16 protein-coding genes are annotated in these 15,143 nt (G+C 68.9%); 12 read left to right on the top strand and 4 right to left on the bottom strand.

Annotated features, from left to right (window positions below; genetic code table 11):
• Positions 1-86: 86 nt before the first annotated feature.
• The 7 genes from AB0L60_RS25240 (at position 87) to AB0L60_RS25210 (ending at position 6,024) form a co-directional block, all read left to right on the top strand.
• A complete protein-coding gene (locus tag AB0L60_RS25240; RefSeq protein WP_364618088.1) occupies positions 87-593 on the top strand; it encodes a MarR family winged helix-turn-helix transcriptional regulator in 507 nt (168 codons plus the stop codon).
• Positions 594-759: 166 nt separating this feature from the next.
• The gene (locus AB0L60_RS25235; protein ID WP_354832015.1) at positions 760-1,653 is read left to right on the top strand and encodes an STAS domain-containing protein; all 894 of its coding nucleotides are present in this window, start codon (positions 760-762) and stop codon (positions 1,651-1,653) included.
• Between the two features lie 14 nt (positions 1,654-1,667).
• Complete coding sequence (locus tag AB0L60_RS25230; protein ID WP_364618085.1) at positions 1,668-2,057, top strand: STAS domain-containing protein; 390 nt, start codon at positions 1,668-1,670, stop codon at positions 2,055-2,057.
• Positions 2,047-2,460, top strand: coding sequence for an ATP-binding protein (locus AB0L60_RS25225; RefSeq protein ID WP_354833098.1), 414 nt, complete (start codon positions 2,047-2,049; stop codon positions 2,458-2,460). Before AB0L60_RS25230 ends, AB0L60_RS25225 begins: the two co-directional genes overlap by 11 nt.
• On the top strand, positions 2,453-3,106 hold the full coding sequence (locus AB0L60_RS25220; protein WP_364618083.1) for a SpoIIE family protein phosphatase: 654 nt from the start codon (positions 2,453-2,455) through the stop codon (positions 3,104-3,106). The genes AB0L60_RS25225 and AB0L60_RS25220 overlap by 8 nt, the downstream gene beginning before the upstream one ends.
• 87 nt (positions 3,107-3,193) lie before the next feature.
• A complete protein-coding gene (locus AB0L60_RS25215; protein WP_364618081.1) occupies positions 3,194-5,497 on the top strand; it encodes a SpoIIE family protein phosphatase in 2,304 nt (767 codons plus the stop codon).
• Between the two features lie 197 nt (positions 5,498-5,694).
• Positions 5,695-6,024: an STAS domain-containing protein gene (locus AB0L60_RS25210; RefSeq protein ID WP_364618178.1), complete on the top strand. Its 330-nt coding sequence runs from the start codon at positions 5,695-5,697 to the stop codon at positions 6,022-6,024.
• A gap of 94 nt (positions 6,025-6,118) precedes the next feature.
• On the opposite strand, the gene AB0L60_RS25205 is transcribed toward AB0L60_RS25210, so the two are convergent.
• Positions 6,119-7,156: an LLM class F420-dependent oxidoreductase gene (locus AB0L60_RS25205; RefSeq protein ID WP_354832004.1), complete on the bottom strand. Its 1,038-nt coding sequence runs from the start codon at positions 7,154-7,156 to the stop codon at positions 6,119-6,121.
• A 126-nt stretch (positions 7,157-7,282) separates the two neighbouring features.
• Here AB0L60_RS25205 and AB0L60_RS25200 point away from each other — a divergent pair, with 126 nt between their 5' ends.
• Positions 7,283-7,921: a cyclodeaminase/cyclohydrolase family protein gene (locus AB0L60_RS25200; protein WP_364618078.1), complete on the top strand. Its 639-nt coding sequence runs from the start codon at positions 7,283-7,285 to the stop codon at positions 7,919-7,921.
• Positions 7,922-8,124: 203 nt separating this feature from the next.
• On the top strand, positions 8,125-8,871 hold the full coding sequence (locus AB0L60_RS25195) for a L,D-transpeptidase (protein ID WP_364618076.1): 747 nt from the start codon (positions 8,125-8,127) through the stop codon (positions 8,869-8,871).
• An 87-nt stretch (positions 8,872-8,958) separates the two neighbouring features.
• Here the strand turns inward: AB0L60_RS25195 and AB0L60_RS25190 are convergent, their stop codons facing one another.
• Positions 8,959-9,807 carry a bifunctional 5,10-methylenetetrahydrofolate dehydrogenase/5,10-methenyltetrahydrofolate cyclohydrolase gene (locus AB0L60_RS25190; RefSeq protein ID WP_364618074.1) on the bottom strand — a complete coding sequence of 283 codons (849 nt, stop codon included), beginning with the start codon at positions 9,805-9,807 and terminating at the stop codon, positions 8,959-8,961.
• A 272-nt stretch (positions 9,808-10,079) separates the two neighbouring features.
• Here AB0L60_RS25190 and AB0L60_RS25185 point away from each other — a divergent pair, with 272 nt between their 5' ends.
• From AB0L60_RS25185 to AB0L60_RS25175, 3 genes are all read left to right on the top strand, one after another.
• A complete protein-coding gene (locus tag AB0L60_RS25185; protein ID WP_364618072.1) occupies positions 10,080-10,940 on the top strand; it encodes a YdcF family protein in 861 nt (286 codons plus the stop codon).
• Positions 10,941-11,052: 112 nt separating this feature from the next.
• Positions 11,053-11,940, top strand: a complete 888-nt coding sequence (locus AB0L60_RS25180) for a methyltransferase (RefSeq protein WP_364618070.1) — start codon at positions 11,053-11,055, stop codon at positions 11,938-11,940.
• Positions 11,937-12,632, top strand: a complete 696-nt coding sequence (locus AB0L60_RS25175; RefSeq protein ID WP_364618068.1) for an HAD family hydrolase — start codon at positions 11,937-11,939, stop codon at positions 12,630-12,632. Before AB0L60_RS25180 ends, AB0L60_RS25175 begins: the two co-directional genes overlap by 4 nt.
• Before the next feature lie 5 nt (positions 12,633-12,637).
• On the opposite strand, the gene AB0L60_RS25170 is transcribed toward AB0L60_RS25175, so the two are convergent.
• Positions 12,638-13,138 (bottom strand): hypothetical protein, encoded by a 501-nt coding sequence (locus tag AB0L60_RS25170; protein ID WP_364618066.1) that lies wholly within the window; start codon positions 13,136-13,138, stop codon positions 12,638-12,640.
• A gap of 24 nt (positions 13,139-13,162) precedes the next feature.
• Positions 13,163-14,188 (bottom strand): hypothetical protein, encoded by a 1,026-nt coding sequence (locus AB0L60_RS25165; RefSeq protein ID WP_364618063.1) that lies wholly within the window; start codon positions 14,186-14,188, stop codon positions 13,163-13,165.
• Between the last annotated feature and the right edge of the window lie 955 nt (positions 14,189-15,143).

Below are 15,143 nucleotides of genomic sequence, written 5' to 3'. Positions count from 1 at the left end.
TGCCGCGAACAGGTACATGTTGCACCTTCAACCGAGCAGGTGTTACCTGTGCATGATGCGCTTGTCGGCGGCGGGGAGGATTTAGCATGACAACGGAACCCGGGAGTGGAACTGTGGCCGAACCCCGCTGGCTCGATGATGTCGAGATGCGCGCCTGGCTGGGATTCGTATTCACCCGCGACCTCATCGCCGCCGCGGTCGGGCGGGACTCCCTCCGCGAATCCAATCTGACGTACGTGGAATACACCGTGCTGGCCCGGCTCGCCGACGCCCCGGACCACCGGCGCAGTTTCGCCGAACTCGCGGCCGTGCTGGAGTGGTCGCAGAGTCGGCTCTCGCATCAGATCACCCGGATGGAGAAGCGCGGCCTGGTCGCCCGCGAATCCATTCCCGACGACGCCCGCCGCACCGCCGCGGTCCTCACCGAAAAGGGCGCGCAGGTGCTCGATTCCGCCGCACCCTCGCATGTCGAGAGTGTGCGGCGTCACATGGTGGATGTGCTCGATCGTGGCCAGCTCACGGCGCTGGCAGATATCTACGACACACTGCTGGCCCATCACCGCAGACCGGAAACCCGCGACGAGCACACCTGACCCCGAATTCGCAGCCCACCAGCGTTTGGTTTGGCACCCATCGGGTACTGGGTAAGACTAGGCTCGGCACCGGCTTCCGACGGCGGTCGGCACCGAGCACACGACCGGTTAACGGTCGTAGAAGTGAGCACCCGACCTGGCCTTAGCGAAAGGGGCAGGAGTTTTCATGTCCGACGTGTCCATCGGTCTCTCGGCGGATTCGCTGCCCGCGGGTTCCGTCGACAACCTGCTTCCGCAGCTCGTCGAGCACCTGCGGCAGAACCGCACCGAACTGCGCGAGGAGTGGGCCCGTCGCATCACCGATGCCCAGCTGCTCACCGCCATGACGCCCGAGGAAATCTTCTCCGAGGCCACCTCCGTCTACGACAACTACGTCGAGGTGCTCGAGACCGGTAGCGTCGAGGCACTTCAGGCCTACGCGCGCGACCTGTCCGAGCGCATCATCCCCCGAGGAGTCGAGACCGACGAGGTCGTCGGCATCGTGCTCCTGCTGCGAGACGTGCTGGCGCGCAGCCTCTTCGAGAAATACCAGTCCGACTTCGAGCTGCTGAAGCTGGTGCTCGACGCCTACGAACCGGCCGCGAACCGCATCGCCAACACCGTGGCCGTCTCCTTCGTGCAGGAGCGCGAGCGCGTCATCCGCCAGCAGCAGGAGGCGATTCGCGAGCTGTCCACGCCCGTTCTCCAGGTGCGTGAGCAGCTGCTGATCCTCCCCATCATCGGTGTGCTGGACTCGCAGCGCGCGCGTCAGCTCACCGAGCAGCTGCTGCGCGCGATTCGCGCCAACCGCGCCAAGGTCGTCGTCATCGATATCACCGGTGTGCCCGCGATCGACTCCACGGTCGCCAACCACCTGGTGCAGACCGTCGACGCGTCGGGCCTCATGGGCGCCAATGTCATCATTACCGGCCTGTCGTCGGAGATCGCACTTACCCTGGTGACCATCGGCCTGGATCTGTCGAAGATGAACGCCGTCGGTGACCTCCAGGGCGGCATCGAGGAGGCGGAGCGGTTGCTCGGCTACGAGGTGTCGCGCGTCACCGATCGCGACGGACGGTAATCAGGGCGGGTCAGATGCCGGTACCCATTCTGAAGCAGGGCACCTATCTCATTGCGTCGGTGCAGTCAGCGCTCACCGACGCGGATACCGAACGCCTGCAAGACGATCTGATGACCTACGTCAGCAGATACCGAGCCCAGGGCATCATCGTCGATGTCACCGCAATCGACGTAATGGACTCCTTTGCCGCTAGATCGCTGCGTACTATCGCCCACATGACCAAGCTGCGGGGGGCGGAAACGGTCATCGTGGGCCTACAACCCGAAGTCGCTTTCGCCATGGTGCAATTGGGTCTCACCTTCGAGGACATGCACACCGCGCTGGACCTCGAGGAGGGCCTGTCCTGGCTCAACAAGAAGATCAGGAGCCGAGGCCAACGAGACGGTCGTGAACGTGGCCGCTGACGACGTGGTGATCGCGGTGAACGTGTCGAACGACATCGTGACCGCTCGGCAAGCGGGGCTGGAGTTGGCTGCCAAACTCGGCTTCTCGCTCTCCGATCGCACCATGATCGCGACCGCCATTTCCGAAGTGGCGCGCAATATCACGAGCTACGCGGGCACCGGGGAGATCCGGCTGGCCGTGCAGGATCGGGACGGCCGGCGCTCGATGGTGGTGCAGGCCAAGGACAGCGGGCCCGGTATTCCCGACATTCCGCGCGCGATGGAGGACGGCTTCTCCACCGGACGCGGTCTGGGGCTTGGTCTTCCGGGCGCCAAGCGACTGATGGACGGCATGGTCATCAATTCCAGGCCGGGACACGGCACCCTCGTCGAAATGTGGAAGTGGGTGCCCACCGGTGCGTGAGGACGGTTTCATCGGCGCGGTCGAATGGGCCGTCGCCGGTCGCGCACTGCCCGGGCAACGGGTTTCGGGCGACCGATCGGTCGTGCTCGACGCGGGCGGAGGCTCGGTGCTCTTCGCCGTACTGGACGGTCTCGGCCATGGCGCGGCGGCGGCCGACGCATCCGATCGGGCGGCACAGGTGCTGGCCGAGAACCGCGCCGAGCCGCTGGATGTGTTGTTGCTGCTGTGCCATCGCGCCATGTCCGACACCCGGGGCGCGGCGGTCTCGCTGGCGCTGTTCGACTCTCGCGACCGGGTGCACTGGCTGGGCGTCGGCAATGTCGAATCCCGCATCGTCGCGGCGGCTCCCGGCCAACCGGCCATCCGCGCCACGGCCCTGCTCTCGGGCGGCATCGTCGGCTACCTGCTGCCGCCGAACCTGCAGCCGCAGACCGTGGCCGTGCGCCCCGGCGACCTGCTGCTCATGTCCACCGACGGCATCACCAGCAGTTTCGCCGACGCCGTCGACCTGTCCAAGCCGACCGCGGAGATCACCGCCGAGATCCTGGCCCGCCACGCCAAGGACACCGACGACGCGCTCGTGCTCGCGGCCCGCCACCGCGGGCAATCCCATCCCTCCCAACCCATTCCGAGTGTGAAGCCATGAGCGAGAACCCGGCATGACCGGTCGAGGCCCGGAGGCGGAAGCTTGCGTAACCACGCAGGGCCTGCGCTCATGCCCATGGAGCCGAGCGTGAGTACGGTACTGGCCGCGTTTCGCGAGGCGTACGCCGCCGCGCTCCGGCTGCACCTGCGCGCCCCCAATCAGAACACGCTGGCCGAGGGCTACGAGCTCGGGCGGCGGGCGCTGGTGGAGGGCGTGAGCATCCTCGACCTCACCGAGCACCACTTCCGGCTGCTCGAACTCGAGGGCCTGGGACCCGCGCCCGACGGCACCGACCGCACCGAGGCTGCGCTGGAGTTCCTGCTGCAGACCATGGCGGCGCTGGACGTCGCCACCCGCGGCTTCCTGGACGGGACCAGGCGCTACGAGCAACAGCGTTCGCGCGCCGACGATCTCGCGGGCCGCGACGCCTTCCGCACGGCGCTGGTGGAGTCGCTGCAGGACGGGTTCTTCGTCGTCGACGCCCAGGGCACGCTGGTCGAGGTCAACTCGGCATTCGGCGCGCTCACCGGCTATGGGCCCGACGGGATTCCGTATCCGCTCCCCCATCCCTGGACCGTGCCCGAGGCGCCGCGCTACCCGGATCTGGGCACCGACGCGGCCCGCTTCGTGATGCCCATCCGCCACCGCGACGGGCGGCTGCTGTGGCTCGCGGTGTCGACGTCCTCGCTGGTGAAACCCGAGAACGGGGAACGGATCGTCGTCGGCACACTGCGCGATGTGACCGCCGAGCACGACGCCCAGGCCCGCGACCAGGCGGTCTCCCGGCTGGCCACGGCGGTCGGCGCGGCCACCAGCGTGGTCGAGGTGCTCACCGTCGGCCTGGAGGAGCTGCGGCGCGCTATCGGCGCGGAGGCCGCGGTGGTCTCGGTCTGGCCCAACCATCACGCCGGCCCGGAACTGTATGTCTCCGAGGACAATCCGTACACCGGCGCGGGCCTTGCCCCGCACGACACCCAGCCCATCCGCCGACGCGGGGAGGCCGAGCCGACCGAGGGCCGCGAATCCCGGCGCGTCCTGGACGCCCGGGCCCGCGCCCTGCTCGATCGCGCCCGATTGCAGCCCGGCCGCACCATGTTCGCCATCCCCGAGGGGGCGGCGAGTTCGGAGGGCATCGTGGCGCCGCTCGGCGAGAGCGGCGACTCGGCGCTGTGGCTGCGCTTCGCCGCGCCACGCGTGATCACACCCGGTGACTGGGCGCTGTTCTCGCTGCTGGTCGGACATCTGAGCCTGGCCGTGCAGCGGGCGCGCAACTTCGACCAGGCCCGTTCCACCTCGCTCACCCTGCAGCGCGCCATGCTCGGCCCGATCGAACTGCCGCCGCGCTTCTCGGTGCACTACGAGCCCGCCCTGCCCCCGCTGGAAATCGGCGGCGACTGGTACGACGTGGTGCGGCTCGAGGACGGCACCATCGGCGTCGTGGTCGGCGACTGTGTCGGCCGTGGTCTCTCGGCGGCGGTGGTGATGGGCCAATTACGCACGGCCGCACGGGCTCTGCTGCTGCGCGGCGCGGGCCCGGCCCAGCTGCTTGCCGAACTGGACACGGTGGCCTCCCGCATTCCGGGGGCGATGTGCACCACCGTATGCGCGGCCATCCTGGACCCGGTGCGCGGGCTGGTGCGCTACTCCAACGCCGGGCACATGCCCCCGGTGCTGGCCGAGCCCGCCAAGCGCGGCCGGCTGCTGGAGGGCGGTCGCGCAGTCCCGTTGGCCACCTTCGATATTCCGCGCCGCCCGGAGGCCACGACGGCCATGGCTCCGGGCTCCACCCTGGTCCTGTTCACCGACGGCCTGGTCGAGCAGCGCGGGGTCGACATCGATGACCGCTTCGTCGAACTCGCCGACGAATTGTCGCGCGTGGCCGGGCAATTGCCGCGCGAGGTGGCCGATTCGGTGCTGTCGCGGCTGCGGCCCGCCGCCGGCTACGACGATGACGTGGCCATGGTCGTCTACCGGCAGCCGCCCGGGCCGCTGCGCCTGGACGTGCCCGCCGAAGCCCGTGAACTGTCCGGCATCCGGCGCGCGCTGCGTTTCTGGCTCACCGCCGCCGCGGTGCCGCACGACACGGCGGTCGATCTGGTCGCGGCCGCGAACGAAGCCTGTAGCAACAGCATCGAGCACGCGTACCTGGGCGGCGAACCCGGCCGGGTGCGGCTCAGCGCGGACTGCGGCGTGGACACCCTCACCATCGAGGTGTCCGATACCGGTGTGTGGCGGCCGCTGCCCGCGGATCCCGGTCACCGGGGCCGCGGCATCGCCATGATGCGTGCGCTCACCGATGAGCTCGACATCGACAATTCCGGTCCGGGCACCCGGGTGCGGATGTCGGTGCGACTAATGGCCGTTTCATTTTCGGCGGCCGGGCGCATGTGAATCTGGGCCCGCCGGCACAAATTCGGCGGGCGGTTTCGGAGGACTCCGAAAGAGTGCGGTAGCTGCGGTTTTCGCTATAAGGCCCGCTACCGAACCAGTACCGATGTGGTAGACGATGCAGCACGAACGGACGGATCATGGCAGATTTAACAAATGTGACCACTACTTCCGGAGACGGCTATCCCTTCGCCGAAACGATGACCACCTCGGTCACCCCGCACGCTGAGGCCACCGTGCTCACCGTGACCGGCGAAGTCGATCTGGCGACCGCCCCCGCCCTCGAGAGCGCGATCGACGCGGCCCTCGCGGGCAAGCCCGCCGCACTGGTGATCGACCTGTCCGCGGTCAGCTTCCTGGCCTCGGCGGGCATGGCGGTGCTGGTGGGCGTCCACAAGCGCGCCGGGGGCACCCGCCTCGTGGTGGTGGCCGACGGGCCTGCCACCAGCCGCCAGTTGAAGATGACCAGCCTGGACCAGGTGTTCTCGCTGCATTCCACCCTGGACGAAGCGCTCAGCGCGCTGCGCTGAGGGTATTGCCCGCACACCGCTGCGGGCCGCCCGTGAACGACGAAGCCGAGTCCGGGTTCATTCCGGACTCGGCTTCGCGGCGTTCACGGCTCGGTCAGAGGAGCTCGCGCAGCTGCTCGATCAGCTTCACGCGCTCGGCCGCGGTGCCGGCCATCGGGACCACGTTCAGCACGGTCACACCGGCCTCGCGGAAGGCCGCGATCCGCTCCTTCACGAATCCGGCCGAACCGATCAGGTTGATGTCGCGGACCAGATCGTCCGGAACCACCTTGGCGGCCTCTTCCTTGCGGCCCGCCAGGTACAGCTCCTGGATCCGATCGGCCTCGGCGCCGTAGCCGTACTTGGTGGCCAGCGCGTGGTAGAAGTTCTTGCCCTTGGCGCCCATGCCGCCGATGTAGAGGGCCAGGTGCGGCTTGACCCCGTCGCGCCAGCTGTCGACATTGTCACCGATGGCCAGCGCGGGGCCGGCGAACACCTCGAGGTCGCCCAGCGCCGGATCACGCTTGGCCAGACCGGCTTTCAGCGAGTCGCCCCACACCAGGTCGGCCTTCTCGGGCAGGAAGAAGATGGGCTGCCAGCCCTCGGCGATCTCGGCCGCCAGCTCCACGTTCTTCGGACCCAGCGCGGCCAGCAGCACCGGAATGTTCTCGCGCACAGGGTGATTGATGAGCTTGAGCGGCTTGCCCAGGCCGGTGCCCTGCCCCTCGGGCAGCGGGATGTTGTAGTACTTGCCGCTGTGCTCGAGGCGTTCGCGCTTCCAGACCTTGCGGCAGATCTCGAGCACCTCGCGGGTGCGGCCGATCGGCGCGTCGTAATTCACGCCGTGGAAGCCCTCGATGACCTGCGGGCCGGAGGCGCCCAGGCCCAGGATGAAGCGGCCGTCGGAGACGTAGTCCAGGCCCGCCGCGGTCATGGCGGTCAGCGTGGGCGTGCGGGTGTAGAGCTGCAGGATGCCCGAGGCCAGCTGCACCCGGTCGGTCTTCGCGGCCAGGTATCCGAGCGCGCTCACGGCGTCGAACGAATACGCCTCGGGCACGAACACGATGTCGAGGCCCGCCCGTTCGAGGTCGGCGACCTCGGCGGCGGTCTCCTTGAAGCCGTCGGTGTAATTGATCGACAGTCCGATACGCATGTCCGGGACCTTACTCACCGGTCGGCACACCGACAGCGGGCGGGTTGCCGCACACGGCCCCGCGACCGGTACGGTAAGCGGCGAAATCACCTGAATTCGCCGTACTGCCAAGGGAGGCCACCCCTCATGACTCAGGACACCACCACCTTCGGTGATTCGACACTGCGGGGGTACCTGGGTGAACTGGCAGCCAAGGTGCCCGCTCCCGGCGGCGGCGCGGTCGCGGCGCTGCACGCGGCCCAGGGCGCGGCCCTGGTCGCCATGGTCGCGCGGTACACCACCCGGGCCAAGGATGCCGAGAATCGCCCGGTCATCGACCGGATCATCGCGGCCGCGGACGTGGCCCGCGAGCGCTCCCTGGCCCTGGCCGACGCCGACGCCGCCGCCTTCACCGCGGTCGGCGCGGCCTACAAGCTGCCCAAGGAGTCCGAGGCCGAGCAGGCCGCCCGCGGCGAGGCCATCACCGCCGCGCTGCTGCAGGCCGCCCGGGTGCCCGCCGCCGTGGTCGCCGAGGCCGACGAAATCGTCTCCCTGGCAACGGAACTGCTGCCCATCGGCAACCCCAACGTGGTGACCGACATCGGCGCGGCGGCCGACTGCGCCCGGTCCGCGGCGGCCAGCTCGCAGCTGAACATCGCCATCAATGTGACATCGCTGGACGGCACGGCCGCCGCCGAGTTCGCGCCGGTGCTGAAGCAGATCGAGGAGGTCATCGCCCGCGCCGATGCCCTGCACAACGATGTGGTCGCGGCCATCACCCGCTGACCACGCACATTGGCCTGCACTGTGCCCCGTTCCGTTATGGAACGGGGCACAGTCAGTTTCCGGCCCTCTACCTGGTGATACGAACTTCGCATAACCCCCACGCCGGGACAATGGTTACGAACCGGGTACATTTCCAGATGGGACTGATGACCAAGTCATAGTCTGAGAAACCCTGCCCCACACCCTCTCGAAGGGATGGAAGAATGCGGAAACCGATTCGCTCCCTGTTCGTCGCAAGCTTCGTCGCCGCGGCGGCCGCGTTCGGAACCGGAGCCGCGGGTGCGGCCTTCGAAACGCCCAATCTCCCAGCCGTCCAAGCCATTACGCCGGCCTCAGGTCAGGTGGTGGGCATCGCGGCCCCCGTGACCGTCCAGTTCGCCGACGCGGTCACCGATCGCGCCGCCGCCGAACGCTCCGTCGACGTCCGCGCGCAGGACTCCCTCGCCGGCCACTTCACCTGGATCGACGACCGCCAGCTGATGTGGCAACCCGCGAACTACCTGCCCGCCCGCTCGCCGATCACGGTCAGCGCTGGACGCGAGCAGGCCAAGTTCCAGACCAATGGCGGCACCACCGCCGATGCGGACATGTCGGCGCACACGTTCACGGTCTGGGTGGACGGCGTCGCCCGCACCATGCCCGCGTCGATGGGTAAGCCCGGGCGCGAAACACCGGTCGGAACCTTCCCGGTGCTGTCCCGCGAGCGCTCGGTCACCTTCGACTCCCGGACCATCGGCATCCCGCTCAACGATCCGGAGGGCTACCTGCTCACCGGCGAGTTCGCCGAGCGCCTGACCTGGGGTGGCGTCTACGTCCACTCCGCACCCTGGTCCGTGGATTCCCAGGGCAACTCGAACGTCAGCCACGGCTGCATCAACCTCGCCCCCGCCGACGCCGAGTGGTACTTCGACAACGTCTCCGTCGGCGACCCCGTCACCACGCACTGGTGACCGGTACCGGTCAGGACAAGATCAGGGAGCTCCCGGCGTGGGGAATCGGACGGATTCCCGCGCTGAGAGCTCCCTGATTCGCTGTTGTCAGCGGCCGTTCTCGGCGGCCTGGACCACGTGGCGCATGAGGAGTGCGGTGGTGACGGGGCCGACGCCGCCGGGGACGGGGCTCAGGGCGGCGGCCTTGCCGGTGACCGAGGCCGCGTTCACGTCGCCGGTGATGTTGCCGTTCTCGTCCTCGTTCGTGCCGACATCGATGACGACCGCGCCCTCGCGCACGTGGTCGGCGGTGATGAGGCCCGCGCGGCCGACCGCCGCGACGACGACGTCGGCGGCCGAGGTCACCGCGGGCAGGTCGGTCGTGCGGGAGTGGGCGATGGTGACGGTCGCGTTCTCGGCGAGCAGCAGCTGAAGCAGGGGCTTGCCGACCACATTGGAGCGGCCGACGACCGCGACAAGCCGGCCGGCGAGCGGGATCTCGTGGAACTTGGCCAGTTCCACGACCGCCTCCGAGGTGGCGGGCGGGAAGCCGGGCAGACCCGCGGCGAGCAGGCCCAGCGAAAGCGGGCTGACGCCGTCCACATCCTTCTCGGCGGCGATGGCGGAGCTGACGTCGTCGAGACCGACACCCTTGGGCAGCGGGGTCTGCAGCATGATGGCGTCCACCGACGGGTCCTGCGACAGCTCGGTGAGCTTGGCGCGGATCTGCTCGGCGGTGGCGTCGACACCGAGATCGACGTTCTCGCAAGCGATTCCATTGCGCTCGGCGGCACGGTTGAGGGACTTCACGTACCAGGCGCTGGCGGGGTCGTCGTTCGGGATCACGAGGGCCAGGCGGGGGGCGGCGCCCTGCTCGGTGAGGGCGGCGGCGCGCTGCTTGGTGTCGGCGTTGATGGCGGCGGCGAGTTCCTTGCCGATGAGCGAAGTCGTATCCACGGGTGCACAGTTTATCCCGAGTCCCGGCCGCGCCCTCCCCGCGCACACCGGAGACCGGGCGGGCGATGCGTTCCGGGACGACACGTGACACCGCATGCTTCGCGCGTTCCCACTATGGATTCGGGCAAAACGGCGAAATCAGTTCGGCAAATACCCGACAACCAGGGTGGGCAGTCGTATCGTGTCTCCATTCGATGGGAGCCAATAGCCAGCTAATTCCATGGATAGCCAGCAACCAAGCAATGCGTGACACCCCCGAAAGGTCGACAGCAGTGCAGATCGCCAGGCGTTTTTCCATCATGCTCGCGGCGGCGGCCGCCGCCTTCACCATCCTCGGCAGCGGCGCCGCGCACGCGAACCCCGCTGCGCTGTACAACTCCGCGCAGGACAATTTCACCGCCGGCAATGAGGCGGCCGGGCTGGACGACCTGCGCCAATTGCTCAGTGAATCACCGGATGACGCGCAGGCGCTGGCGCTGCAGGCGATCTGGTCGGACTACACCGGCGACATCATCACCCGCGAGGTGGCGCTGAACCGCCTCAACGGCATCGACGGACGGCTCGCGGACGACACCCGGACGCTGTTCCGGGCCATCGGCGCCGCGGTGGGCACACTGCCCAATCCGATTCCTGCGATCGCGGGACCGCAGACCGGCATCGCGGTGCTCGGCTACGGCCTGCTCCCCGACGGGTCCATGCGGCCCGAGCTGGTCAACCGGATGCAGGCGGCCTGGCTGCAGGCGATCGCCTCGCCCCTGTCGCCGATCCTGGTGACCGGCGGCAATCCGCAGAACGGGATCACCGAGGCGGCGGCCATGCAGGGCTGGCTGATCGGGCACGGCATTCCCGCCGGCCGCATCGTGGCCGACCACCGCGCCGCGTCGACCGTGCAGAACGCGCTGTTCGGCGCGCAGATGCTGAGGGACGCGGGCGCGACCAGCGCCATTGTGGTGACCTCCCCCAACCACATTCGCCGCGCCGTGGCCGACTTCATCGTCGCCGGAATGCCGGTCATCGGCGCGACCACCTCCCTCGAGCAGCTCGTCTCGCAACTGCCGCCGCCAGCGCGCAGCAGCCAGCGCGGCATCTACCTCGACACCACCCGCACCTTGCGGATCCCCGCCGAACGCTGATCCCCACGCCCGGACCCCGCTCGAACGGGGCGGCCGTCCGGGCGTGCACAATGACGGGGTGACTCTTTCCGCCACCGAAACGCTGGTCGCGCGGCTCCGCGCGGCCGGGTGTGTGTTCGCGGAGGACGAGGCCGCGCTGCTACTCGATGCGGCCACCGGCGCCGACCACCTGGAATCGCTTGTCACGCAGCGCATCGCCGGGTTCCCGCTGGAACATCTGCTGGGGTGGGCGGAGTTCCGCGGCCTCAGGGTTGCGGTCGGGCCGGGCGTTTTCGTCCCACGGCAACGCACGAGCTTTCTGGTCGAACAGGCTATCGCCCTGGGCCACAGCATGATCCGGCCACCCGTGTCCACTGGTATCGCACACGACAGCGCGGCGACTGACGCTGCTGCCGGCACCACCATTGCCGCTACCCGTGAGCAGCCTGTCCGGTCGCGAACACTGACGGACCCGGCCGAGACCACCGTCGCTCACGCGGATTCGACACTGGTGGCGCTCGATATGTGTTGCGGCTGTGGGGCTCTGGGATTGGCATTCGCGAAAGAAATGGCGGAGGAAGGTATTCGGGTCGAGCTGACTGCGGCCGATATCGAGCCTGCGGCAGTGGCTTGCGCGCGGGCGAATCTCGGCGTGGTGGGGGCGCGGGTCGTGGAGGGCGATCTGTTCGACGCTGTGCCCGCGGATCTGCGCGAGCGCGTGCATATTCTGCTGGCGAATACGCCCTATGTGCCGTCGGAGGACATTGCGTGGATGCCACCCGAGGCGCGCGATCACGAGCCTCGGCGGGCGCTCGACGGCGGTGCGGACGGGTTGGACGTACTGCGGCGGATTGCCGCCGTGGCGGGTGAATGGCTCTGTGCCGGTGGGCATCTGCTCGTGGAGGAGAGCGAGGAGCAGGCTCCGGTCGCCGCCGGGATCATGCGGGAATACGGGCTGTCGGCTCGGATCGTGGAGTGCGAGGACATGGGGGCGACCGTGGTGATCGGTACGCGCGCATGAGTATTCGCGGTGTGCTGTTCGATGTCGATGACACACTCATCGACTATTCCGCGACGGTGCGGATCGGATTCCTGCGGCATCTCGCGGCGGAACAACTCCTGGATCGCGTCGAGTCGCCGGAGGCGGCGTTGGCGCTGTGGCGGGCGATCGAGGAGGAAGAGTATCCGCGGTTCCTGGCCCGTGAACACACCTTCAAGGGACAGCAGCGGGTACGGACCGAGCGATTTCTCGCTCGCCTGGGCATGACTACCGACGATCCGGTCGCATGGTTCGCCCGCTATGCGGTACACCGGGATTCCGCGTGGTCGGCCTTCCCGGATGCCGCGCCGGTACTGGAGCGGTTCGCCGGGCGGATGGCGCTCGGCGTGGTGTCGAACGCCTCCCAGCCGTACCAGATCGGGAAGCTGCGCACGGTCGGGCTGCTGCACCACTTCGGGGACGCCATCCTGTGCTCGGACGAATTCGGTGCGGCCAAGCCCGATCCGGCGATCTTCCGCGCGGGATGCGAGATGCTCGGGCTGCCGCCGGAGCAGGTGGCGTACGTCGGCGACAGGTACGACTGGGACGCACTGGGCGCCAGAAATGCCGGGCTGCGGGCCTATTGGCTGGTCCGCAGCGGGCCGGGGGTCACCCCGGCCGACGGGATCACGGTCATTCGCTCACTGGCGGAGCTGGATTCGCCGGCCGGGTGAATCTCTCAGCCCGCCTCGAGCGATTTCCGGATCTCGGCCTGGATCTCGAGCTGCGCCCGGGCCGCGGTCAGGCCCGCGCTCACGTCGGCGGCGGTGCGCTGGGTGGCGGCCGAAACATACTGTGCCACCGCCGCTTCGATGGATTCCACCGCCGTGGTCGCGGTCACCAGCTGATCGCCGCGGGTGGCGGCGGGCAGGGCGGCCATGGCGACCAGGCGGTCGTCCCAGGCCAGGGCGGCCTGCTCGAGTTCGGCGCGCAGCACGATGGTGGTGGCGTCGTCGAGGACATCGGCGGTGTGCAGGGCCGTCATGGCGTCGCGCAGGCGGCGGTGCAGGCGCGGTTCCGGATCGTGCGAGCCCGCCCAGGAGGCGGGGGCGCGGGTGGGGGCGCCGGGGACGACCTGGTTGGCGGCCGCGATCGCGGTCTTCTGACGGGAGGACACCAGCATCACGCCACCCACGGCGGCCCCGATCGCGATCAGCACGATCAGCACGACAATCAACATGGTCGGCTCACTTTCGTCGGTCGGTCAGCGGTGGGTGGTGGGATGCGGCGGGGCGACGGTCGAGTGGCTCGGTCCGGTCGGATGCGCCGGGGTGTGATGGCCGTGCACCTTGCTGTACACCAGGATCACCGTGAGGATGATCGCGAGCACCGCCAGGATCGCGGCGATGATCTTCACCTTGCTCCACGGGCGGTCGCCGGACACCTGGCCGGTGAGGCCGTTGATGTACACCTGGTAGGTCTTGTCCATGTAGACGACCGTCAGCAGCCAGATCGGCAGCAGCAGATGCTTGTACGCCAGCCAGTTCCAGTTGGTGTTGAGCTGGTGGATGCGCTGATGGTCACCGCCGATATCGCCGCGCACGGTGGATTCGATCGCCGACTCCATCCGCTGCTGCGCTTCCGGGAGCGACTGCTCGGCATCATTGTCGTAGGTGCGGCACAGGTGCCCGGCCACGAATTCCGGTGAATAGGCGCGCGCCTGCTCCACCGGCCACGGTTCCAGCGCCCGAATCCGGTCGCGGTTCATATTGTCATTGGCCAGCACCGGCAGATCCGCGAATTCATTGGCGACCTCACCCGCCACCGGATACCACCGGGTCCGGGTCTCGTAGATCGGATCCCCGTCCGAATCCGTCCCGACCCGCACCTGATAGTCGTCGCCGCGCTCGCCCTGATACCAGCTCTGGGTATCGGCGTCGTAGGTGAAATACGCGGTGTACAGGCTGGAGAACGCCCCGATCCGCCGATATTTCCGGAAGTTCGACGGCGCGAACCACCGCCCTGACACCCACTTCTCGACCAGCTCCCGAGCCTGCTTCTCCCCCACGAGGAACGGCACCACACCGTCCACCGGCAGCCGGGCCGGCGCATTGTGCACATCATCGCGCTGAATGGGCGTGGCACAGTACGGGCACCGAGTAGCGGTGAGACTCCCATTGAACCCGGTTGTCCCACCACAGTTCTGGCACTTCACCTCCCACTCCCCCGTCACCTGCGGCCCCGCCGCATGCGCCTGCAACTCCCGCAATGCCGCGATCGCCGGCCCCAACTCCCGAGCCTGAACCGCCACATCCGGCGCCGTCACCGGAGACCGATTCCCGCAACTGGGACACAGCAGATCCTGCCCCACCGGATCGAACACCAACTGCGCCCCACACGAAGAACACGGATACGTCCGAGTCAACTCCGTCTGATGCAACATCGCCCGATCCGGCACCCCCGGCCCCGGCTGCGCTACTGGACTTTCCGCCCCGACCGCCCCGCCGTCTCCGACTCCCGGAACAACAATGACCGGCGCCACGATCATAGGCTGCGGCATCGCACCCATGGGCCCCTGCCCCGGATTCCCCGCCCCGAACCCACCCGGCAACGGCGGCGGCCCAGCCGTCACCCCGGCACCCGGAAGCGGCGGCGGCGCAACGGTTCCCGGCCCAGCAGCAGCCGAAGGCGCCGCAACGGACGCCGATGGCCATCTGCCCTGCTGCTCGCCCGGACCACCGGGCAGTGGCGGCGGCCCGCCAAGCCCACCTGTCCCTGGCGAAGGCGGCGCAGCAACTGCTGATCCAGCGCCGGCGATCGGCGGCGGCATGGGAGCCGACGTTCGTGCCGGAGCCTCGGACCCCGGAAGCGGCGCCGGTGCAACGGTTCCCGGCCCGGCAGCAGCGACCGGCGGCGGGCCGAAGTTCTGCGGCGGGGCGGCCTGCGGCATGGGCGGGACGCCGCCGGGCCCACCAGCAGCGGACGGAAGTCCCGGCGGCGCAGCGGGGGCTGACAACGGCCCCCATTGCTCCCCGGCTCCGACACCTGGCAGTGGCGGCGGGGCCGCTCCGCGCTGTGGCATGGGTGGGACACCACCCTCACTCGGCGCGGAGGTCGGCAGCGGGGGTGGACCGGCCAGAGCCTGCCCGAAGTTCTGGGGCGGGGCGGATTGCGGCATGGGCGGGACTCCACCTTGTCCGCCGTCGGCAGGTGGAAAATTCGGCGGCACAGGCGATCCTGCGCTG

Origin of the sequence: Nocardia sp. NPDC051981 (assembly GCF_040680715.1) — a bacterium.
Taxonomy (GTDB): Bacteria; Actinomycetota; Actinomycetes; order Mycobacteriales; family Mycobacteriaceae; genus Nocardia.
The sequence above is the reverse complement of the archived record's forward strand: the minus strand, read 5'-3'. Positions and strand labels throughout refer to the sequence as shown.

Excerpts from the sequence above, each read along its gene's own strand:
- AB0L60_RS25175 (WP_364618068.1), top strand. The coding sequence starts at position 11,937 with ATGAGTATTCGCGGTGTGCTGTTCGATGTCGATGACACACTCATCGAC.
- AB0L60_RS25205 (WP_354832004.1), bottom strand. The coding sequence starts at position 7,156 with ATGCGTATCGGACTGTCGATCAATTACACCGACGGCTTCAAGGAGACC.
- AB0L60_RS25240 (WP_364618088.1), top strand. The coding sequence starts at position 87 with ATGACAACGGAACCCGGGAGTGGAACTGTGGCCGAACCCCGCTGGCTC.
- AB0L60_RS25170 (WP_364618066.1), bottom strand. The coding sequence starts at position 13,138 with ATGTTGATTGTCGTGCTGATCGTGCTGATCGCGATCGGGGCCGCCGTG.
- AB0L60_RS25230 (WP_364618085.1), top strand. The coding sequence starts at position 1,668 with ATGCCGGTACCCATTCTGAAGCAGGGCACCTATCTCATTGCGTCGGTG.
- AB0L60_RS25195 (WP_364618076.1), top strand. The coding sequence starts at position 8,125 with ATGCGGAAACCGATTCGCTCCCTGTTCGTCGCAAGCTTCGTCGCCGCG.
- AB0L60_RS25200 (WP_364618078.1), top strand. The coding sequence starts at position 7,283 with ATGACTCAGGACACCACCACCTTCGGTGATTCGACACTGCGGGGGTAC.
- AB0L60_RS25210 (WP_364618178.1), top strand. The coding sequence starts at position 5,695 with ATGACCACCTCGGTCACCCCGCACGCTGAGGCCACCGTGCTCACCGTG.
- AB0L60_RS25235 (WP_354832015.1), top strand. The coding sequence starts at position 760 with ATGTCCGACGTGTCCATCGGTCTCTCGGCGGATTCGCTGCCCGCGGGT.